Raw genomic sequence first — 18,386 nt, forward strand, 5'->3', positions numbered from 1 at the left:
AACTATATCTATATAAATCAACAGCTTAAAGAGTTGGCACGATTCCCGCTATCGCCTCCTGACCCACAAAAACAAGATGCACCCAAGGAGACACTCGATGAGTGTGATCATCGCCCTGGCAGCCCTGGCGCTGCTAATGCTGGCTGCCTACCGTGGTTATAGCGTTATCCTCTTCGCCCCCATCGCCGCCCTCGGCGCGGTGCTGTTGACCGACCCTTCGGCAGTCGCCCCGGCCTTTACCGGGGTGTTCATGGAAAAAATGGTCGGTTTTATCAAGCTGTACTTTCCGGTGTTCTTGCTCGGTGCGGTGTTCGGCAAGCTGATCGAGCTGTCGGGTTTTTCGCGCTCGATCGTCGCCGCCGCCATCCGCCTGCTTGGCACCCGCCAGGCCATGCTGGTGATCGTGCTGGTCTGCGCCCTGCTCACCTACGGCGGCGTGTCGCTGTTTGTGGTGGTGTTTGCGGTGTACCCGTTTGCCGCCGAGATGTTCCGCCAGAGCAACATCCCCAAGCGCCTGATCCCGGCAACCATTGCCCTGGGCGCGTTTTCGTTCACCATGGATGCGCTGCCCGGCACCCCGCAGATCCAGAACATCATCCCCAGTACCTTCTTCAACACCACCGCCTGGGCCGCGCCCTGGCTGGGCCTGATCGGTACGCTGTTCGTGTTCTGCACCGGCATGCTCTACCTGCAGCGCCAGCGCAACAAGGCCCAGCGCGCCGGTGAAGGCTACGGCAGCGAGCTGCGCAACGAGCCGGAAACCGCCGCCGACCTCAAGCTGCCCAACCCGCTGCTGGCACTGTCGCCACTGCTGCTGGTAGGGGTGATGAACCTGCTGTTCACCCACTGGATTCCGGCCTGGTACGGCAAGACCCACACCTTGAGCCTGGCGGGCATGAGCGCGCCGGTGCAAACCGACATCGCCAAACTCACGGCGATCTGGGCGGTGGAAGCGGCCTTGCTGCTGGGCATCCTGCTGGTGCTGGTGGCAGGCTTTGGCGCGATCAAGAGCCGCCTGGCCGAGGGCAGCAAAAGCGCGGTCAGCGGCGCCTTGCTGGCGGCGATGAACACCGCGTCCGAATATGGCTTTGGTGCGGTGATTGCCTCGCTGCCGGGCTTTCTGGTGCTGGCCGACGCGCTCAAGGCGATCCCCAATCCGCTGGTCAATGAAGCGATTACCGTGACCTTGCTGGCCGGTATCACCGGCTCCGCGTCCGGTGGTATGAGCATCGCCCTGGCAGCGATGTCCGACAGCTTCATCGCCGCCGCCAATGCGGCCAACATCCCCCTTGAAGTGCTTCACCGGGTCGCGGCCATGGCCAGCGGCGGCATGGACACCCTGCCGCACAACGGCGCGGTAATTACCCTGCTGGCGGTCACCGGCCTGACCCACCGCGAGGCCTACAAGGATATTTTCGGCATTACCCTGATCAAGACCCTGGCAGTGTTCGTGGTGATTGCTACGTTCTATGCCACCGGTATCGTCTAAGGAGCACCTCATGAGTCTCAATGGCAAGACAGCAGTCGTCACCGGCTCCACCAGCGGCATCGGCCTGGGCATTGCCCAGGTACTGGCCAAGGCCGGGGCCAATTTGATCCTCAATGGCTTTGGCGATGCCCGCGCGGCGATTGCCGAGGTCGCCCGCCACGGCACCCGGGTCGGCCATCACCCAGCCGACCTTAGCGATGTGGCGCAGATCGAAGACCTGTTCGCCTATGCGGAACGCGAGTTCGGCGGCGTCGATATCCTCGTCAACAATGCCGGCATCCAGCATGTGGCAGCGGTCGAAGACTTCCCGGTGGAACGCTGGGATTCGATCATCGCCGTCAACCTCTCGGCAGTGTTCCACGGCACCCGCCTGGTGCTGCCGGGCATGCGTGCGCGCAACTGGGGACGGATCGTCAACATCGCCTCGGTGCACGGCCAGGTCGGCTCCACCGGCAAGGCCGCTTATGTCGCCGCCAAGCACGGGGTGGTCGGCCTGACCAAGGTGGTCGGGCTGGAAACCGCCACCAGCAACATCACCTGCAACGCCATTTGCCCCGGCTGGGTACTGACGCCGCTGGTGCAGAAACAGATCGATGATCGCACCGCCAGCGGAGTCGATCCGCAGCAGGCCCAGCACGACTTGCTGGCCGAGAAGCAGCCGTCGTTGGCCTTTGTCACTCCCGAACACCTGGGTGAGCTGGTATTGTTCCTCTGTAGCGAGGCTGGCAGTCAGGTTCGTGGCGCTGCCTGGAACATCGATGGCGGCTGGCTGGCCCAATGACGGGCAGCCTTGCACCCTGGCTGCGGCATCGTGTTTTTTTATCTGCAAGGAGGCCTTATGCGCCCACGCTCCCTCACCGCGTTGTTCACCCTGACCCTGGCGGCCGCTACTTCGGTACAAGCTGCCAGCCTCAAGGATGTAGCGCCCTACCCCGAGGCCGAAAAAGGCTTTAGCCGCCAGGTGATCCACCTGCCAAAACAGGCTGACGAGTCGGCCTACAAGCTCGAAGTGCTGGCTGGCAAACAGCTGGAAGTCGACTGCAACCGCCAGCACCTGGGCGGCAACCTCGAAGAACAAACCCTGCAAGGCTGGGGCTACAACTACTACCGCCTGGAAAAAGTCTCGGGCCCGGCCTCGACCCTGATGGCCTGCCCGGACGGCAAGAAGAAACAGGCGTTCGTGCCGGTGGTTGGCGACGGTTTCCTGCTGCGCTACAACAGCAAGCTGCCGGTGGTGGTGTATGTGCCGGAAGGTGTTGAAGTGCGCTACCGCGTGTGGTCGGCTTCGAACAAAGTGAAAAAAGCTACAGTGGAATAAAGCGCTGCTGCTTGAATAACAGCCCTGTGGGAGCGGCGGTGCGGTGCAAACAGGTACTGTATGCCTTTCGCCGGCACCGACGCCCTGGCCACCCCCGAAGCCCTTGAGCAATTTCGCGACCGCCAAGGGCTGCGCGATCAGGCATAATGCGCGGTTTTTACCCGTTGCGAAGGTAGGTTCAGATGAAAGCACAGGCCCGGCACATTCTGGTCAAGACCGCTGAAGAGGCCGAACAGCTCAAGCAACGAATCGCCAAGGGCGAGGCGTTCGATGTGCTGGCCAAGAAGTACTCCACCTGCCCGTCCGGCAAGCGCGGTGGCGACCTGGGCGAAGTGCGCCCGGGGCAGATGGTCGGCGCCATCGACCAGGTGATTTTCAAAAAGCCACTGCGCACCGTGCACGGCCCGATCAAGAGCAAGTTCGGCTATCACCTGGTGCAGGTGTTCTACCGCGATTAAAGGCTGTCGCGACGCCGTTGCAAGCGTTGACTGCGCTGGTCTTCAAGGTCATTGCGCAGGCCGACGATCAGGTTCGAAATCGCCCGGCTGCTGGTCAGTTGCTCGGCACTGATGCCGGTCACCAGCAAGTCGACCCGCTCACAGCTGCGGTCGAACACCCGCACGGTCAACGAGCGGTCGGCAGCCAGGGTGCATTGGCAGCGGGTGGGTAAAAAACTGCTTTCTATGATGTTGCGCAACTCCAGGGTCGAGAGCATCGGTACATCTCCTTGGCAGGTGGCGGACAGCGGTTCCGTGTTGCCCGGTCCAGCCCCAAGACTAGGCCATATTTCCCAGGCGAATCAGACCCTTTCACTATAAGCACCTGGCGCTTTTACCGACCGGCGGACGGTAGCGGCCATTCGCCACCTAGCATTTTTGTCAGTTGCCGATATTGCGGATTGCTCTATACCTGCAAAGCAAGACCCGTCCGGTACTAACAAGGTGGCTGGACAGCCAGTGGGCCAAAGCCTGGAAGATATGGAGCCTGCCTGATGCGAATTTCGCTTATCGCGGTACTCAGCGCCCTACCTTTTGCTGCCCTGGCCCAGAACCTGGTGGTCGGGCCCGGCGATACCCTCGGTGTGGTCGTGCAGACACCCTTGGTCGATGACTTCCTGATGACCGGCGGCACCCTGCAATCCCTTGCCCAGGGCGATGGCCGCGATACCTTCAACATGTCACTGGGGCAGATCATCGGTGCCTTCGAAGACGGCGACATCGCATTCTTCTCTGGCGGCAGCATCGGCCGGGTCGACATGAAGCTGGACAACAACATTTTCAGCATGTCCGGCGGCACCATCGTCGGCAACCTGGTTACCGGCTTTGGCAATGACCAGATCTTCCTCAACGCCGGGTTCATCGGCGGCAACATCAGCACCAGTGGCGGCACCGATGTCTTCGTGATTACCGGCGGCACGCTTCAAGGCAACCTGCTGGCGAGCTTTGGCAATGACTCGCTCAAATGGCAAGGCGGCATCATTCGCGGCAGCGTCGACATGGGCGGTGACGATGATGTAGCCGCGCTCGAAGGCCTGGGCAGCACGCTGCTGAACATCACCGTCAACGGTGGGGCCGGCATCGACAGCCTGACCTTCAACAACAGCCAGCCGGTGGGGGGCGACCGTTATATCAATTGGGAGTCGGTCAGCCTTATCAACGCCAGCCTGTTCAAACTGGATAACACCCTGACCCTGGGCGATGCCAGTGCCGTTGCCGCGCCCACCCGCCTTGACATCGACGCCAGCAGTTCGCTGGTCTCGCGTACCGGGGTGATCAGCCCCTTCACCGCTGGCCAGCCGCTGACGGTTAACAACAGCGGGCTAATCGACCTGAGCAGCGGCGGCGATGCCCAAGGGCGGTTGACCATCAACGGCAACTACACCGGCAACGGCGGCACCCTCAAGCTCAACAGCGTACTGGCCGGCGATGGTGCGCCGTCTGATCGGCTGGTGGTCAGCAGGGGGACGATCTCCGGTAGCACCAACTTGCAAATCACCAACTTCGGCGGCGCCGGTGCGGTGACCAGCCAGAATGGCATCCAGGTAGTTGAAGCCATCAACGGAGCGACCAGCAGCAACACCGCCTTCGTCCAGACCCAGGTGTTGTCGGCCGGGGCGTTTGACTATCGCCTGTTCAAAGGCGGGGTGACTGCTGATAGCGTGAACAGCTGGTACCTGCGTTCCACCGTCGTGGTGCCCACCCCGTTGCCGGAGCCCGGTAACCCGGACCCTGGTACGCCGGTTGATCCTGGAACACCGGTTGATCCTGGTACTCCAGTCGAACCCGGCACACCGGTTGTGGTGGTGCCGCCGCCAATCCCTGGCCCTGCTCCCGGCCAGCCTGACTTGCCACCACCGCCGGCGCCTGGCGAAAGCATTCCGCTGTACCGTCCGGAGGTGGCCACCTACGCCGCCGCGCCTCGAGCTGCGGCGTTGATTGCCCGCGCGGCGCTGGGCACCTTTCATCAACGCCAGGGTGACCAGAGCCTGCTGAACCAGGATGGCGCGTTATCGGCCAGCTGGGGCCAGGCCTATGGCGACAGTTTCCACCAGCGCTGGTCGGGCACTGTCAGCCCAAGCCTGGATGGTAGCCTGTACGGCTTCAAGGTTGGCCAGGACCTGTATGCCTGGCTCAACGATGATGGCATGCGCCAGCACGTCGGCATGTATGTCGGTCACAGTCGCCTGAGCGGCGATGTAAAGGGCTTCGCCCTGGGCTTTGAAGACAACAAGGTTGGCGATCTGACACTCGACAGCGACAGCGTTGGCGCCTACTGGACCCTGATCGGCTCGCAGCAATGGTATGTCGATGCCGTGGTGCAGTACTCCGACCTCGACGGCCGGGCCAAATCCGATCGCGGCGACAAGCTCGACCTCAACGGTCACGCCTGGACAGCGTCATTGGAGGCCGGCTACCCATTTGCCCTGTCGTCGTACTGGACCCTGGAGCCGCAGGCACAACTCATCGCCCAGAAAGTCTCGCTGGACAGCGCCAACGACAGCGTCAGCTACGTTAGCTTCGACACCCAGACCGAGGTGAGTGCGCGCCTGGGCATGCGTCTGGAAGGCAAGTTCAAATCCGCCGGAGTGCACTTGCAGCCTTATGTAACCACGGATTTCTGGAGTGGCAACGGAGGCCGCGACACGCAGACGTACGATCATGTCGACAAGGTCAAGACCGATTACAACTACACTTCCCTGAATGTCGGCACCGGCCTGGTTGCGCAACTGAACAAGAACCTCAGCGTGCATGCGGGTATCGACTACACCGCCAACCTGGACAGTCGTCAGCAGAAGCACGTCGGCGCCAACCTGGGGTTGCGTCTGAGTTACTGAAAGCGCTTTGTTGCCAGTCACCAAGGGAGCGGGTCTGATGCGAGTGCCACTGTTCTTGACCTTGGGAGTCCTTCCCTGGATGACGTTTGCCCTGGATGCCGAGGCCGAAGATCGCGTCGTGGTCGACGGCGACGTTTTCGGCGACATCGTGCAGACCCCGCAGGCCGATACCCTGACCATGAGCGGCGGTACGGTACAGTCGCTGGATCAGGGCGACGGGCGGGACCTTTTGATCATGACCGGCGGCCACATCGTCGGCACTTTTGCCAACGGTAATAGCGTTGCCCTGCGGGGCGGGCGTATCGGCCGCATAGAGTTGCAGCCCGGCAACGGTGATGTAGCGCTCACCAGCGGGTCCATCGACGGCGATCTGATCACCGGTGATGGCCATGATTTTTTGGTGTTTCGCGGCACTGTGCTCGGCGGCAACCTGATCACCGGCAAGGGTATCGACCTGATTTCCTTCGAAGGTGGCGAGATTCACGGCAACGTTTCCACCGGCCCCGAGAACGATCACTTCAACTGGAAAGGCGGCCAACTGTACGGCAGCGTCGACATGGGCGACACCACCGACCAGGTGCTGATGGTCAACCTGCGGGCCGAGCAGTTGTTCGTGCCCTTCAATGGCGGTGCTGCACGCGATGAGTTGCATTTCCAGAACAGCTTTCCCACAAACGGAGCGTTGTACACCAACTGGGAGAGCATCAGCCTTGGCTTCGTAAGCCACTACACACTCAACGACACCTTGGTTCTCGGCGACGGCGGAGGCCCGATCGATGTTGCCACCGGCACGGGCGATCTATTCATCGGCAGAGAAAGCACGCTGTTCTCAAGCACCGGTGTGATCCGGCCCTTTGCTGCCGGCCTGAACGCGCGCCTGGGCAACACCGGCCTGGTTGACCTGCGCAACAGCGGCGATGGCCAGGGGCGCCTGACCGTCATCGGCAATTATTTCGGCAACGAAGGCAGGCTGGCGGTGAACACCGTACTAGGCACTGACGACTCGCCTTCCGACCGCCTGGTTATCAGCCAAGGGGCGATTTCTGGCGATACCGCCCTGCTGGTTACCAATCTTCATGGCCCGGGCGGGCTGACCCGCCAGGACGGCATCCTGGTGGTCGAGGCCGCCAATGGTGCAACCAGTACCGATACCGCCTTTACCCAGACCCAGCGCCTGTCGGCCGGGGCTTTCGACTATCGCCTGTTCAAAGGAGGGATAACGCCCGGCAGCGAGAACAATTGGTACCTGAGTTCGGCGCTGGTCGCGCCTGCTGACGGCCGCCCGCCGCCCTTGGCCGCACCGGCCCCGGGACTCGCCGAACTGCCCCGGGCGATCCCCGGCCAGGTCATCCCGCTGTACCGATCGCAGGCCTCACTGTATGCCGCTGCGCCTCGCGCCGCGGCGTTGATCGGACAATTCAACCTCGGTACTTTCCATCAACGCCAGGGCGACCAGCGCCTGCTCACTGAACAGGGCGCCTTGGCCGCCAGTTGGGCGCAAGCCCATGGCTACAGCTTTCATCAAAGCTGGTCCGGCTCGGTGAACCCCAGCCTGGATGGCAATCTTTATGGCTACAAGGCAGGCCAGGACCTGTTTGCCTCGCCCAGCGCCGCAGACTACCGCCAGCACATTGGTGTTTATGTCGGCCACAGCCGTTTGAACGGTGATGTCAAAGGCTATGCGCAGGGATTTGCGGATCGCCCGGTCGGTGACCTCAGGCTCGATGGCGACAGCGCCGGGGTGTACTGGACGCTGATCGGACCGCAACACGGTTACCTCGATATGGTCGTGCAGTACACCGACCTGGACGGCCGCGCGCGCTCGGAGGACGGCGAAAAAATCGACCTCGACGGCCATGCCTGGGGTAGCTCGCTGGAGGTGGGCCGGCCGTTTGCCTTGTCCAACCAATGGAGCCTGGAGCCCCAGGCACAAGTGCTGGTGCAGAAGGTCAGCCTGGACAAGGTGCAAGATGGTGTATCGACGGTCAGCTTCGATACCCGGACCGAAGTGAGCAGCCGCCTGGGGCTGCGTCTTGAGGGTAACCTGCGAGCAGGCACGACGCCCCTGCAGGCTTACCTGCAAACCAACATCTGGCACGCCGATGGCGGGCACGACTCGCTGGTCTTCGCCGGTGTCGACCAGGTCCGGACCGATTATCGCTCAACGTCCCTTGAAGTCGGCACCGGACTGGTGGCGCAGTTGCATAAGCAGTTCAGTGTGCATCTGGGCATCGACCACGCCAGCAACCTCGACAGCCGCCAGCAGGAGCGCGTCGGTGCCAACCTGGGAATACGCATCAGCTACTAGGCACGCCGCGCTGCCAGCAAGCCGATGCCGGCGCAACCCAGCAGCGTGGCACTGACCCGGTTGAACAGCCGGCGTGGCCCGGGCTGGCTGAACCAGCGCTGCAGGTAGGCACCCAGCCAGGCGTAGATGGCGATGGCCAGCCACTCCAGCAGCAGGAACAGCCCGCCCAGCCAGGCGAACTGCTCGGCCACCGGCACCGGGCTGGCGACGCTGACAAACTGCGGCAGGAAGGCGGTGAAAATCAGGATCGCCTTCGGGTTGCCCGCCGCCACCCAGAACTCCTGGCGCGCCAGGCGCAAGGCACCGCGGCGTTGGCCGTCAGCCGCCAGCGCCTCGCCCACTGGCGCGCGCCACAGCTGCCAGGCGATGTAGAACAGGTAGGCTGCGCCCAGCACCTTGACCAGCAAAAACAGGTACTCGCTGGTGTGCAGCACCACTGCCAGGCCCATGGCTGCCAGCACGATCATCCCGGCAAAGGCCAGCAACCGGCCGATGCCTGCCACACAGGCAATGCGCAGGCCGTAACGGCTGGCGTTGTTCAGTGACAGCAGGTTGTTCGGGCCAGGGGCCATGTTCAGGGCAAAACAGGCCGGGATGAACAGCGCGAGGGTGGACAGGTCCATGGGGGCTCTCCGGTGACAGGAGCGACAAGATTCCCGCGCACACAGTTGCCGGGTCAAGGTACAGCTGAGGGAAAAAACTGTGTGCCTGGCAATGCACCCTGCCCCTTTGGCAACAAGCACTTGGCTTGAGGCTAAAGCGATTCGCTTGAACCCGCGCCACCACTGATAGCAAAACAATATCAGTACTCACCTTCGGCTTGGCTATACCTCCCTCTGGCACATGAGTGCCCGGGTGCACGGAGGCTGCACACAGGAACGCAGCGCACCGTCACCTGCCCTGTCAACGCTAGGAAAAGGACATTTCCATGGAAAGCATCGGTGTACTCGCCACCCAGACCAACTGGAACGGTGGCCAACGTCTTACCCTCAATGCCGGCGATACCGCCACCTGCACCACCCTGAGCCCGGGGCAGTTGTACGGGATCTTCATCTACAACTCGGCGCAGAACCAGACCAGCGCCACGGTCAATGTGAACTGGAGCAACAGCCAGCCGCCTTGCCCGATCACCGTGCCTGGCACCACCGCCAACGCCGGCCTTGCCTCAATAGGGTTTGTCTCGGGTACGGATACCCAGACAGTCTCGGTGTCGATTGCCCCCAACAGCGGCCTGGCCCAGGTGGATATCTGGCTCGGTAGCGTCAGCATGCCGATCAACACCGCCGGCTTGAACAACCAGGCGTTGCAGGCCAATGGCGAGCTCTACCCGTTCAGCAAGTACAGCCGCTACTACGCAGTGCCACCGTCAAAATGGATGAGCCTGACGATTGCCAGCAAGATCACTCAGTTCGTCTCCTGCCAGTTCCGCGAGGAAAAGGCCGTCGTCTACGTGATCAATGAAACCTCCAACGGCTTGTTGTCGGGCCAGATCACCTCCATCGGGCCAACCGCCAAGACCGCTGGCGTCGTGACCATCCTGCCAACCAGCTTGCAGAGCATCACCAATACCCTGCAGGGCGATGGCAGCCAATGGGTGTGGATGGATGCCGATAGTGCGCAAGACTCGCAATCGGCCAGCATCGCCTTGCAGTCCATGTAATTTCGCCTGAGCTTGCGCAAACGCCCCTCCCGGCAACGTGAGGGGCGTTTGTTTTAGCCGGTGGATTGCGGATAAGCTGCAGGCTTCGCCCCTTTGAGGCTTACGTGATGCTGCGGGCAACCGGCAAAAACCCTACCCTGTTCTGGCGTGACCCGGCCCTGCCCTTTGTCGAGAGCCGCCGCGCCTGCGACAGCCGTGCCTGCTACAAGGCGCACAGCCATCCAACGTTCTCGATTGGCGCGGTCGATCAGGGCTGCAGTGTGTTCACCGGCGCAAGCAAAGGGCAAACGCGCCTGTTGCCCGGCACCCTGGTGTTCGTCCCGGCGCACTGCGTGCATGCCTGCAACCCTGAACCCGGGCTGAGCTGGAGCTACCAGATGCTCCACCTGGACGCCGGCTGGCTGCAAGCCTTGCGCCTGGAGTCGGCCCTGGCCCCGCAGGTTCAAGCAAGGCCTGCGAAGATCACCCGCAATCCTTCTACCTATGAGCGCTTTACCCGGCTCAACGACTTGCTGTTCTCCGAGGCCTGCGCCGGTGTGAAAGAGGCCGCGCTGATCGAGTTCATCGGTGATCATGATGATCATGATGATCAGGCGCCAGCCACCACAGCTCAGGCGCTTGACCGCAGCCTCGAACCCTTGCTCGAGCGCCTTGCCCAGGAAGACGCCAGCAACCTGTCGCTGGGCGAACTGGCGAGCAGCGCCGGCATGGGCCGTTACCAACTGATCCGGGCGTTTCGCGCCGCCACCGGCCTCACTCCCCATGCCTGGCAGTTGAACCTGCGCATCAACCGTGCCCGCCAGTGGCTGCGCAAGGGCCAGGACATGGCCGACATTGCCTACCGCCTGGGTTTTGCCGACCAGAGCCACTTCCAGCGGGTGTTCAAGGCCCATACCGGGGTGACGCCCGGCCTGTACCGCAGCTGAGCGCGCAATTTTCTTCAATACAGGCGCTGCAGCCGCTACGGACAATCAGCAACCCTCTTGCTGAAGAAGTCCGAAACCGATGGAGCAGTTTTTACTCATTGCCGCCGCGCACTTTCTTGCCTTGCTGTCACCCGGCCCGGATTTTTTCCTGGTCGCACGCACCTCCATGAGCGCCGGCTGGCTGAAGGCAACCGGCGCCTGCCTGGGCATTGCCCTGGCCAATGGCGCGTTCATCGTCGCGGCCTTTGCCGGAGTGTCGGCGCTGCGCCCGGACAGCACGCTGTTTGTCCTCATCCAGTTGGCCGGTTGCGCCTATTTGCTGTACCTGGGCGTGCTGTTCCTGCGCCATGCCGGTGCCAGCGCCCTGACTCCGGTGGGCGATGCCCCTGTACTGCTAAAGAACCCGTGGTTCCAGGGCCTGGTGATGGGCTTTGTGTCGGGGATTCTCAACCCGAAGAACGCGCTGTTCTATGTCAGCCTGGCCAGCATGGTCGCGGCCAGCCAGGCCAGTGCTGGCTGGAAATGGCTGTATGGCCTGTGGATGTTCAGCGCAGTGCTGCTGTGGGATGTGCTGGTGGCCGCGGCCATTGGCAACCTGCGGGTACGCCGGCGCTTTGCCCGGCTGCTGCCCTGGCTTGAGCGGGTGTCGGGGGTGGTGCTGATGTTGCTGGCGCTGGGGGTAATCATTCACCTGGCCTGGCGTTGAGCACGGTGAGGCTGGCGAGATCGAGCAGGCTGAACTGGCCGCTGGCCCAGCCGCCGGTGTCGATATGCCAGATATTACCCAGCACCCGCACCTCACGCTGCGGGGTGTGCCCGACCACCAGCGCCCGCAGCCCCTCAACGGGCGTCTCATCGCCAGCAGCCAGGCGCTTGCGCGACCATTGGCAAACTTCCTGGACCTCGCTCGGTGGCGTGCTCACCAGCAGCTCGCGTAATTGCGACCAGTGGCGGAACGGGCAATCGGCATGCAGCAGGGCGATCAGCCCGTCTGCGGTTTCCACCTCAAGGGCCAGCGGCAGGCGCCGAAAGCGCTCGGCAAAGCGCGCCTGTTCATCGCTGTCCAGGGCCAGGAACCAGCCGCCACCGGCGGCGCGGTACTGGCTGTAGTCGAGGGTGCCGCCATCAACGTGGGTCATCGCCAAGGCTTCATGGTTGCCCTGCACCGCGTGGAACCACGGCTTGGCCAGCCACTCCAGGGCCTGCGGGCACTCAGGGCCGCGGTCGACCAGGTCGCCAACGCTGAACAGGCGGTCTACCGTCGGATCGAAGCCAATAACTGCCAGCCGCTCCTGCAGGCGTGAAAAATGCCCATGGATATCGCCCACGGCAACGTCCCGCCCGCGCCTGTTGGCTGTAAACCGCTCGATCCTGCGCACTGCCGACTCCTCTGTTTTCAATCCGTACAGGCGTACAATGAAGCCTGTGCAGCACACTGCGCAAGGCTGCACCTGGAGGTGAATCATGCGCCCTGCCCTGACCCTGGCCACCTTGAGCCTTTTGGCCTGCAACAGCCTGGCGCAACCGGCGGCCACGCCCAACGTCGAAGTCACCTTCGACAAACCCGAACACTTTCGCGACGCCAGCCTCGACAGCAACGGCTACCCACGCGGTGCCGATGCCTATGTGATGAAGGAGCTGAGCGCCTACCTGGTCAAGCTCGGCCAGCGTTACCTGGCGCCCGGCCAGAGCCTGCGCATCGACATCCGCGATATCGACCTGGCGGGCCAGTATGAACCCTGGCGGGCCAATGCCTATTCAGTGCGGATCATGCGTGACGTCACCTGGCCCAGTATCGACCTGCACTATGCCCTGTCGCAACCCGGCCAGGTTGTCAGCCAGGCCGATGCCCATGTGAGCGACAAGTTCTACCTGCAGCGCCCGGGCCGGCGCGCCGACAGCGACCGCCTGTATGCCGAAAAGGCCATGCTCCAGGAGTGGTTTCGCAAGCAGTTCAGCGTGCAGCACCAGACTTCGGGCTTTTAGCCATCAGCTGTTATGCTGGCGGTTTTCCAGCCGTCAGAGGACGGCCCGCAAGCAAGGACGCTTATGCGCAAACACTCTCGCCCGTGGGATAGCAACGACCTGGGAGTACTGGCCCTGGCCGTCGCCGCGCTGACCGGCGCCTTATGGCTGACCCTGTCGTACTGGATAGACCAGGAACGCGGCTGGGTCCGCATGCCCCGGGGTGGTCGCACGGGCTCCGGCTACATCACCTACTACGCCGACCTGCAGCCAGAAGAATTCCACCGGGCCCTGTTGTTCAACCTGTGGTTTGCCGGCGCCTTGCTGATCGCCGGCCTGCTGCTGTGCTGGGCGGTGACAAAAATGCGCCGCTATCCGTCATACAACCGTCACACAGTTTCACGCAACACCCCTCTCAAGTAACGGAGCGGCATTAACATGGACGTGGGCAAGATTGCAGCACTGCTGGTGGTGCTGGGGCTGGCAACGCCGGCCTGGGCCGGTGAACCGATCGAGAACCCGATCGAACGCAGCACCATGGTGGTGGCAATTGGCGTCAGCGTCGTTGTGGCCAGCCCGTTTATTACCACCACCGGTGCGCCGGCGCTGTTCAAGTCGGCCAAAGATGACGCCACCGCGTTCGTCGGCTCCGACGGCGCCATACGTGGCGTCGCCTTCGAACGGGCGGTGCAGGAATACCGGGCCGGCAGCGGCCCACGGCCGATGAGCGACATGCAACTGGCCCTGGCCATCGTCACCCTCTAGCGGCGCCGAACCTGACCCTGCCCAAGCGGTCCAACCCTTAGAGCCTGTTGTTGAGCAACAGTGCCGAGGAGGATCCCCATGGTCACTCACTTCAAGACCGCCGGCCACCTGGCCTGCGGACACCACGGTAAAAACCTGGTCGCCAGCAGCGAACTCAATCGGGTCAAATGCCGTAGCTGCCGCAACACCGATGCGTTCAAGACCGCACGCAAAGACCAGCGCAATGCCGCCCGACGCGCACGCAGGGCCAGCACCCAGCACGCCGCCAGCGACTGGCGCAGTGCCTGGGTCGAGCGCCTGAGCGCCCTGCCCGGTCGCCAGCGCTTGCCCCGCGGCTTTGCCGATCAGGGTTTTGTCTGAGCGCAAGCGCTTAGCTGGCGTTGACCAGGCGCCTGAGGGCAATGGGTGCGATAAAGCGGTGAAACGGCGCGACCGGCAACATGTACAAGCGGCCGAGACGATTGTGCGTGTGCACCACGGTGGACACCACGATCTCGCGGCGCTTCTCGGCGCCCAGGGGCAGGCGCAGCAACGAGATGTAAACGTCCAGGTGCTTGTCGCGATCGACCAGCAGCACTTCATCCGGGCTATTGCTGACCAGGGTGAAGATACCAATGCGCTCATCGACCCGGTAAGACCCTTCTTCGCGATCAAGGTCGATCCTCGACAAGCGCCCCAGGTCTTTCAGGCCACACAGGCGAACCAGGCGATTGCGCAGCACCATCAGGTTGTCGATCCAGCCCGGCATGCTGCTCATCAACCGCAAGAAATGGCCCAGCGCCGTGCGCTCGGCGTTTGCCACCTGCGCCCGCTGCGCATCGACGAAATCGGCGCCGGCCAGTTGCAGGTGGATGCGTGCATTACCCGGAACCGCACAGGCTTTGATGGGCTTGTTCATCGGCGTGTTTCCTTATGGGCAGGGGCGAAAGCCGAGGTCCTGGAAGAAGCGCAGCAAATAGCCATCCGGGTCCTGAATAAGGAAATTGCGCTGGCCGGCCTCACGCTCATCACTGCGGTACCAATGATCTTCCACCGCCCGCCGCAGCGGGTAACCGCCGGCCTCGAATGTGCCGGCCAGTACCGTGGCATCTTCACAGCGGATCTGCAGGTTCAGGCCTCGGCCAAAAGGCGCCTCAAGCGGGCCGACGCGCCAGGGCGATTCGCTGTGCCAGTCCTGCTCGAGCATGATCTGGCTGTTGCCCAGCGACAGGAAGGCGAACTTGTCCTCGGGGCGTTGGTACTCCAGCGCAAAGCCGCCAACCTCGCAGTAAAACCCAAGGCTGCGCTGCAGGTCGCTGACAATCAGTTCCGGCACCAGTGCGTTCATCTTGAACATCGGCATATCCATAAAGGGAAGAAAAGCTAACCACGGTGCTCGCTGCTGAGCACACGGGCATCCTGGTCGATATAAAAGCGCCAGCGGTTGCGGCATTCAACGAAGGTCACGATGGTTGCCGGTGGCTGGCTCATGGTCTCGGTGAGGGCCAGAAACGTGACCTGGTCACAGGCCGGCTGGCGGGCGATAGCGTATAGCGCCTGGCGCTGGGCGCGGCTGATGCGTTGCACGCCCTCTTCACCCCAGCGTGCGTAGGTATTGGTGTGCAATTGCGGGCTATACACCGGTAGCAACGACGCGTCGATGACCGGCGCCTGCTGCGTGCTGCAGCCGGTCATTAGTGCAAGTGCACTCCAGCTAAGATAGCGAAACACCGCTGCGCCTCCCTGGCAAAGCGCCGAGTCTACAACAGCGCTGCGGCCTACTTGTAGAAAATATCCAGGGTCGCGCCGGCATTGAACTCACCAAAAGTCGGCGTTGCGGTCATCCATTTAAGGCGTGCCAGGAAGTTATGGGTGTTGGTGGTCGAAGTGGTCTTGGGGGTGAGCAAGAACTCTTTCTTGAAAAACAACGCGCGTTGATCGTCTTCGTTGATCAGGCTGATGCCCACCGATTTGTTGTCGGTCGGGACCAGCGTGTCCTGGGCCGTGTTCAACGTCGCGGTCAACGGCTCCAGATATCCGCCCAGGCCATAGGCGGCATTGCAGGTGCGCTGTTCGGTGATGGTGAACGGCACCTCCTTGATCGTTGCTCCGACCTTGGCCCCTGAGGTACGGATCGCACCGAAATTGATGACACTCGGCTGAATGTTGATCGACGACTCGCAAGGCAGGTAGCGAAATTTGTTCAAGCCGTTGACGGTGACGTTGTAGCTCTCGCCGGGCCGCACACCGCCAACCCCGTCGAACTGGAACGCCCGGTAGTTGGCAAGTGAAGTGATCGGTCCTTCCTTGTTATCGCCTGCTGGCGACTTCTTGACGAAGAACAACGAGTAGGTCATGGCTTTGCTTTCTTTTTGCCAGCCGCACGTATCGCCTTTTGGACAGCCGGCCACAGTCCAACCGATGTCCAGCTTTCCACCGGTTAAGGATGAATACAAATAGTCTTTGCCTTGGTAAGTGACGCCGATTTCTATGTCCTTGCCAAGATCGACCCTGTTCGGGTTCATGTAAAAGTAAATATTTTCACTAGGGCTGCCCGCAAAGTCCACCCAACACTCAACCCTGATGGATTGCGTGGGTTGTCGCCAGAGAATGGTGCCGGCAGGCAACGAGTTGGGAATGGCGGTGGTATCGGTAATGGTGGTCGTATCATTGATTAGCGCCGAAGCGCTCTTCTGGCATTTCAACGCATAGCTGTCAGGAATGCTCAGAAAAAACAAAACACCAATAAAAAGTAACTGTCTGCTCAACATGGCAACGCCTTCCGGAATAATCACAACTGCAGCTCGCTGCGACGCGCATGGGCCAGCCCGGCGTCGCTGATATAGGCGTAGGCCACCTGGTCGACGGGCCGGTCGCAGTCGCTTACGGGCAATGAATAGGTCGAAAACGGCGCAATCATCAGATGATCAATGACCTTGCCGCAGGCGGCGCCTGAATGGTCAAGCAAACCGACTTCGGTCAGGGTCAGGTAATAGGGCGAATCGTTGCGCGCTTCATAGCTGCCGGCTGCGCTTGCAGACCAGCGCAGCTGCTCCACAGCCTCCTTGACCGAGCCAGGCAATCGCGGCCGGTAGAACAGCTTGAGGTTGTGCTGCAGGGCAATCGCCATGGCGTTGCTGTCGGCAGTCTTTTTCGGAATCTGCAGCACTTTCAGCATCAGCAACGACTCGCGGTCATCAGGCAGGCCTTGCCCTTGATAGAGAATGTCGGTCGATGCCTTGCTGTTGGCGGGTATCAGCAACAAGGGTTTCGACACCGCCATGGGCAACTCGCGGCTGTCCTGCTTGTCGCCCCAGCCGAGCTTGACCTGCACCAGCGCCGGCTCATTGCCCTGATTGACGATAATCAGCGGCAACTGCTTCTGCGTGCCCTCGAAAACGAACCGGGTAAAGCCGTCGAAGGTAATGTCGGCCCGTGCGCAGGCGCAGGCCAAGGCCAGGAGGAAACCAATTGAGGCGATAAACCTGCGGGGTACTGGCGAGACGCTGCGTTCGAATTTCATCCGCCGATGATGGCGTGGCCCAGGCCCGGCCTGTATCAGACGATTCTGAAAGGCTGATACTCACGGCAGAGTGGCAGCGCCCTGGCGTCGTGTCAGAAGCCCCTTGCCAATACTGCAGCCATGTCCTGCGCCTGCAGCCTCAGTACCTCGCAAAATCGCTCCACCACGGTTGAGGCCGGCCGATAATCCGGGCGTATCAACATCACCTTATACGGCACAGAAACACTCAGGCGGCGAATCGGCAGCCCACTTTGCGCCGCCTCCAGCCCACTCAACGGGTTGATGATCGCCACCCCCAGGCCTTGCCTGACCATGGCGCACACCGATGCTGCACTGGTGGTCTCGATGATCGTGCGCCGATTGACTGCAATCGCTCTGAAATGCTGGTCCAACTGCTGCCGGTAGGTATCCAGACTTGCCAGGTTGATAAAGTCCACCTCATGAAAATCGCTCAGCGCAAGTTCGGACTTCGCCAGTAACGGATGCTGGTCGGGCAATACGCAGACCATGCTGGCACTGAAAATCAACTCCCCGTAGGCACCTCGCGGAATCTGCTCGACTTCGGTCAGGCCGAGATCGTGTTGCTGGGCGACCAGCGACTCTTCCAGTAACGGCGATTCTTGCGCCGTGATGCTCACGCTGACGCCGCGGTGCTGCTGGTGGAATCGCTGGCAGGCCTTGGGCAACAAGGTCTGGGAGAACAGCGGCAGGCAGGTGATGGCCAATCGGCCCTGTTCGAAGTTGCGTATGGCCTGAGCAAAGCGATCGATACGCTCAAGCCCGACATAGGCACGCTCGACCTCCTCTATCAGCAGCAGCGCCTGGGCCGTCGCCACCAGGCGCCCACCTTCACGCTCGAACAGGCGCAAACCGCTAAGGTGCTCCAGGCGCGCCAGTTCCCGGCTGACGGTCGGCTGCGAGGTGAACAGCAGGCGAGCCGCACCGGTAACGCTGCCCGCGTTCATGATGGCGCGAAATACTTCGATATGGCGAACGGTCAGCTTCACGACAACACTCAACGGGAGGTGATTGACATATCAGATATGAATAGCCTTGAGAAAACTAGCTATTTTTCTGGATCACCTGAATGACTCATCCTCGGGGCTTCCTTGCCTATGA

At 61.9% G+C, this 18,386-nt stretch carries 22 protein-coding genes; 13 read left to right on the plus strand and 9 right to left on the minus strand.

Annotated elements, in window-relative coordinates:
- Positions 1-97: 97 nt before the first annotated feature.
- The 4 genes from LOY22_RS13455 to LOY22_RS13470 all read left to right on the plus strand — a co-directional run bounded on the left by LOY22_RS13455 (position 98) and on the right by LOY22_RS13470 (position 3,265).
- Entirely contained in the window at positions 98-1,489 is a 1,392-nt protein-coding gene (locus LOY22_RS13455) for a GntP family permease (protein ID WP_045201951.1), read from the plus strand.
- 10 nt (positions 1,490-1,499) lie between these two features.
- On the plus strand, positions 1,500-2,270 hold the full coding sequence (hbdH, locus tag LOY22_RS13460; protein ID WP_093382693.1) for a 3-hydroxybutyrate dehydrogenase: 771 nt from the start codon (positions 1,500-1,502) through the stop codon (positions 2,268-2,270).
- 57 nt (positions 2,271-2,327) lie between these two features.
- On the plus strand, positions 2,328-2,807 hold the full coding sequence (eco, locus tag LOY22_RS13465; RefSeq protein WP_093382690.1) for a serine protease inhibitor ecotin: 480 nt from the start codon (positions 2,328-2,330) through the stop codon (positions 2,805-2,807).
- 182 nt (positions 2,808-2,989) lie between these two features.
- Positions 2,990-3,265 carry a peptidylprolyl isomerase gene (locus LOY22_RS13470; RefSeq protein WP_007932676.1) on the plus strand — a complete coding sequence of 92 codons (276 nt, stop codon included), beginning with the start codon at positions 2,990-2,992 and terminating at the stop codon, positions 3,263-3,265.
- On the opposite strand, the gene LOY22_RS13475 is transcribed toward LOY22_RS13470, so the two are convergent.
- Positions 3,262-3,522: a DUF1652 domain-containing protein gene (locus LOY22_RS13475; RefSeq protein WP_045201943.1), complete on the minus strand. Its 261-nt coding sequence runs from the start codon at positions 3,520-3,522 to the stop codon at positions 3,262-3,264. The genes LOY22_RS13470 and LOY22_RS13475 overlap by 4 nt on opposite strands.
- Positions 3,523-3,798: 276 nt before the next feature.
- Between LOY22_RS13475 and LOY22_RS13480 the strand changes: the two genes are divergently transcribed.
- Complete coding sequence (locus LOY22_RS13480; protein WP_258593478.1) at positions 3,799-6,141, plus strand: autotransporter outer membrane beta-barrel domain-containing protein; 2,343 nt, start codon at positions 3,799-3,801, stop codon at positions 6,139-6,141.
- A 79-nt stretch (positions 6,142-6,220) separates the two neighbouring features.
- Positions 6,221-8,449 (plus strand): autotransporter outer membrane beta-barrel domain-containing protein, encoded by a 2,229-nt coding sequence (locus LOY22_RS13485; RefSeq protein ID WP_256326733.1) that lies wholly within the window; start codon positions 6,221-6,223, stop codon positions 8,447-8,449.
- Here LOY22_RS13485 and LOY22_RS13490 read toward each other — a convergent pair.
- On the minus strand, positions 8,446-9,072 hold the full coding sequence (locus LOY22_RS13490; protein WP_093382680.1) for a LysE family translocator: 627 nt from the start codon (positions 9,070-9,072) through the stop codon (positions 8,446-8,448). The two genes, LOY22_RS13485 and LOY22_RS13490, sit on opposite strands and share 4 nt — an antisense overlap.
- A gap of 305 nt (positions 9,073-9,377) precedes the next feature.
- On the opposite strand from LOY22_RS13490, the gene LOY22_RS13495 reads away from it, so the two are divergent.
- From LOY22_RS13495 to LOY22_RS13505, 3 genes are all read left to right on the plus strand, one after another.
- Entirely contained in the window at positions 9,378-10,109 is a 732-nt protein-coding gene (locus LOY22_RS13495; RefSeq protein ID WP_045201935.1) for a hypothetical protein, read from the plus strand.
- 107 nt (positions 10,110-10,216) lie between these two features.
- The gene (locus tag LOY22_RS13500; protein WP_258593482.1) at positions 10,217-11,035 is read left to right on the plus strand and encodes an AraC family transcriptional regulator; all 819 of its coding nucleotides are present in this window, start codon (positions 10,217-10,219) and stop codon (positions 11,033-11,035) included.
- A 79-nt stretch (positions 11,036-11,114) separates the two neighbouring features.
- A complete protein-coding gene (locus LOY22_RS13505) occupies positions 11,115-11,741 on the plus strand; it encodes a LysE family translocator (RefSeq protein WP_093382674.1) in 627 nt (208 codons plus the stop codon).
- Here LOY22_RS13505 and LOY22_RS13510 read toward each other — a convergent pair.
- Entirely contained in the window at positions 11,719-12,414 is a 696-nt protein-coding gene (locus tag LOY22_RS13510) for a metallophosphoesterase (protein ID WP_258593483.1), read from the minus strand. The genes LOY22_RS13505 and LOY22_RS13510 overlap by 23 nt on opposite strands.
- Positions 12,415-12,499: 85 nt before the next feature.
- Here LOY22_RS13510 and LOY22_RS13515 point away from each other — a divergent pair, with 85 nt between their 5' ends.
- The 4 genes from LOY22_RS13515 to LOY22_RS13530 all read left to right on the plus strand — a co-directional run bounded on the left by LOY22_RS13515 (position 12,500) and on the right by LOY22_RS13530 (position 14,125).
- Positions 12,500-13,021, plus strand: a complete 522-nt coding sequence (locus LOY22_RS13515) for a DUF3016 domain-containing protein (protein WP_258593484.1) — start codon at positions 12,500-12,502, stop codon at positions 13,019-13,021.
- 63 nt (positions 13,022-13,084) lie between these two features.
- Entirely contained in the window at positions 13,085-13,423 is a 339-nt protein-coding gene (locus tag LOY22_RS13520) for a hypothetical protein (RefSeq protein WP_195884134.1), read from the plus strand.
- Between the two features lie 15 nt (positions 13,424-13,438).
- On the plus strand, positions 13,439-13,765 hold the full coding sequence (locus LOY22_RS13525) for a DUF2388 domain-containing protein (RefSeq protein ID WP_045201922.1): 327 nt from the start codon (positions 13,439-13,441) through the stop codon (positions 13,763-13,765).
- Positions 13,766-13,843: 78 nt separating this feature from the next.
- Complete coding sequence (locus LOY22_RS13530; RefSeq protein ID WP_213601170.1) at positions 13,844-14,125, plus strand: hypothetical protein; 282 nt, start codon at positions 13,844-13,846, stop codon at positions 14,123-14,125.
- A 10-nt stretch (positions 14,126-14,135) separates the two neighbouring features.
- Here the strand turns inward: LOY22_RS13530 and LOY22_RS13535 are convergent, their stop codons facing one another.
- From LOY22_RS13535 to LOY22_RS13560, 6 genes are all read right to left on the minus strand, one after another.
- Positions 14,136-14,663, minus strand: a complete 528-nt coding sequence (locus LOY22_RS13535) for a DUF2867 domain-containing protein (protein ID WP_258593485.1) — start codon at positions 14,661-14,663, stop codon at positions 14,136-14,138.
- A gap of 12 nt (positions 14,664-14,675) precedes the next feature.
- Entirely contained in the window at positions 14,676-15,101 is a 426-nt protein-coding gene (locus tag LOY22_RS13540; RefSeq protein ID WP_258593486.1) for a VOC family protein, read from the minus strand.
- 26 nt (positions 15,102-15,127) lie between these two features.
- The gene (locus tag LOY22_RS13545; protein ID WP_093382659.1) at positions 15,128-15,439 is read right to left on the minus strand and encodes a hypothetical protein; all 312 of its coding nucleotides are present in this window, start codon (positions 15,437-15,439) and stop codon (positions 15,128-15,130) included.
- Between the two features lie 83 nt (positions 15,440-15,522).
- On the minus strand, positions 15,523-16,539 hold the full coding sequence (locus LOY22_RS13550; protein WP_258593488.1) for a fimbrial protein: 1,017 nt from the start codon (positions 16,537-16,539) through the stop codon (positions 15,523-15,525).
- Positions 16,536-17,267, minus strand: a complete 732-nt coding sequence (locus tag LOY22_RS13555) for a molecular chaperone (RefSeq protein WP_093382653.1) — start codon at positions 17,265-17,267, stop codon at positions 16,536-16,538. Before LOY22_RS13555 ends, LOY22_RS13550 begins: the two co-directional genes overlap by 4 nt.
- Positions 17,268-17,359: 92 nt before the next feature.
- A complete protein-coding gene (locus tag LOY22_RS13560) occupies positions 17,360-18,274 on the minus strand; it encodes a LysR family transcriptional regulator (protein ID WP_258593490.1) in 915 nt (304 codons plus the stop codon).
- Between the last annotated feature and the right edge of the window lie 112 nt (positions 18,275-18,386).

The sequence above is a fragment of the Pseudomonas sp. B21-035 genome (genome assembly GCF_024748945.1).
Lineage (GTDB): Bacteria > Pseudomonadota > Gammaproteobacteria > Pseudomonadales > Pseudomonadaceae > Aquipseudomonas.

What these genes read in the sequence shown, in the direction of transcription:
- LOY22_RS13530 (WP_213601170.1), top strand. Translation starts at nt 13,844, where the DNA reads ATGGTCACTCACTTCAAGACCGCCGGCCACCTGGCCTGCGGACACCAC.
- LOY22_RS13540 (WP_258593486.1), bottom strand. Translation starts at nt 15,101, where the DNA reads ATGTTCAAGATGAACGCACTGGTGCCGGAACTGATTGTCAGCGACCTG.
- LOY22_RS13505 (WP_093382674.1), top strand. Translation starts at nt 11,115, where the DNA reads ATGGAGCAGTTTTTACTCATTGCCGCCGCGCACTTTCTTGCCTTGCTG.
- LOY22_RS13475 (WP_045201943.1), bottom strand. Translation starts at nt 3,522, where the DNA reads ATGCTCTCGACCCTGGAGTTGCGCAACATCATAGAAAGCAGTTTTTTA.
- LOY22_RS13485 (WP_256326733.1), top strand. Translation starts at nt 6,221, where the DNA reads ATGACGTTTGCCCTGGATGCCGAGGCCGAAGATCGCGTCGTGGTCGAC.
- LOY22_RS13480 (WP_258593478.1), top strand. Translation starts at nt 3,799, where the DNA reads ATGCGAATTTCGCTTATCGCGGTACTCAGCGCCCTACCTTTTGCTGCC.
- LOY22_RS13520 (WP_195884134.1), top strand. Translation starts at nt 13,085, where the DNA reads ATGCGCAAACACTCTCGCCCGTGGGATAGCAACGACCTGGGAGTACTG.
- LOY22_RS13470 (WP_007932676.1), top strand. Translation starts at nt 2,990, where the DNA reads ATGAAAGCACAGGCCCGGCACATTCTGGTCAAGACCGCTGAAGAGGCC.
- hbdH (WP_093382693.1), top strand. Translation starts at nt 1,500, where the DNA reads ATGAGTCTCAATGGCAAGACAGCAGTCGTCACCGGCTCCACCAGCGGC.
- LOY22_RS13495 (WP_045201935.1), top strand. Translation starts at nt 9,378, where the DNA reads ATGGAAAGCATCGGTGTACTCGCCACCCAGACCAACTGGAACGGTGGC.
- LOY22_RS13545 (WP_093382659.1), bottom strand. Translation starts at nt 15,439, where the DNA reads ATGACCGGCTGCAGCACGCAGCAGGCGCCGGTCATCGACGCGTCGTTG.
- LOY22_RS13500 (WP_258593482.1), top strand. Translation starts at nt 10,217, where the DNA reads ATGCTGCGGGCAACCGGCAAAAACCCTACCCTGTTCTGGCGTGACCCG.
- LOY22_RS13535 (WP_258593485.1), bottom strand. Translation starts at nt 14,663, where the DNA reads ATGAACAAGCCCATCAAAGCCTGTGCGGTTCCGGGTAATGCACGCATC.
- LOY22_RS13455 (WP_045201951.1), top strand. Translation starts at nt 98, where the DNA reads ATGAGTGTGATCATCGCCCTGGCAGCCCTGGCGCTGCTAATGCTGGCT.
- LOY22_RS13490 (WP_093382680.1), bottom strand. Translation starts at nt 9,072, where the DNA reads ATGGACCTGTCCACCCTCGCGCTGTTCATCCCGGCCTGTTTTGCCCTG.
- eco (WP_093382690.1), top strand. Translation starts at nt 2,328, where the DNA reads ATGCGCCCACGCTCCCTCACCGCGTTGTTCACCCTGACCCTGGCGGCC.
- LOY22_RS13515 (WP_258593484.1), top strand. Translation starts at nt 12,500, where the DNA reads ATGCGCCCTGCCCTGACCCTGGCCACCTTGAGCCTTTTGGCCTGCAAC.
- LOY22_RS13555 (WP_093382653.1), bottom strand. Translation starts at nt 17,267, where the DNA reads ATGAAATTCGAACGCAGCGTCTCGCCAGTACCCCGCAGGTTTATCGCC.
- LOY22_RS13525 (WP_045201922.1), top strand. Translation starts at nt 13,439, where the DNA reads ATGGACGTGGGCAAGATTGCAGCACTGCTGGTGGTGCTGGGGCTGGCA.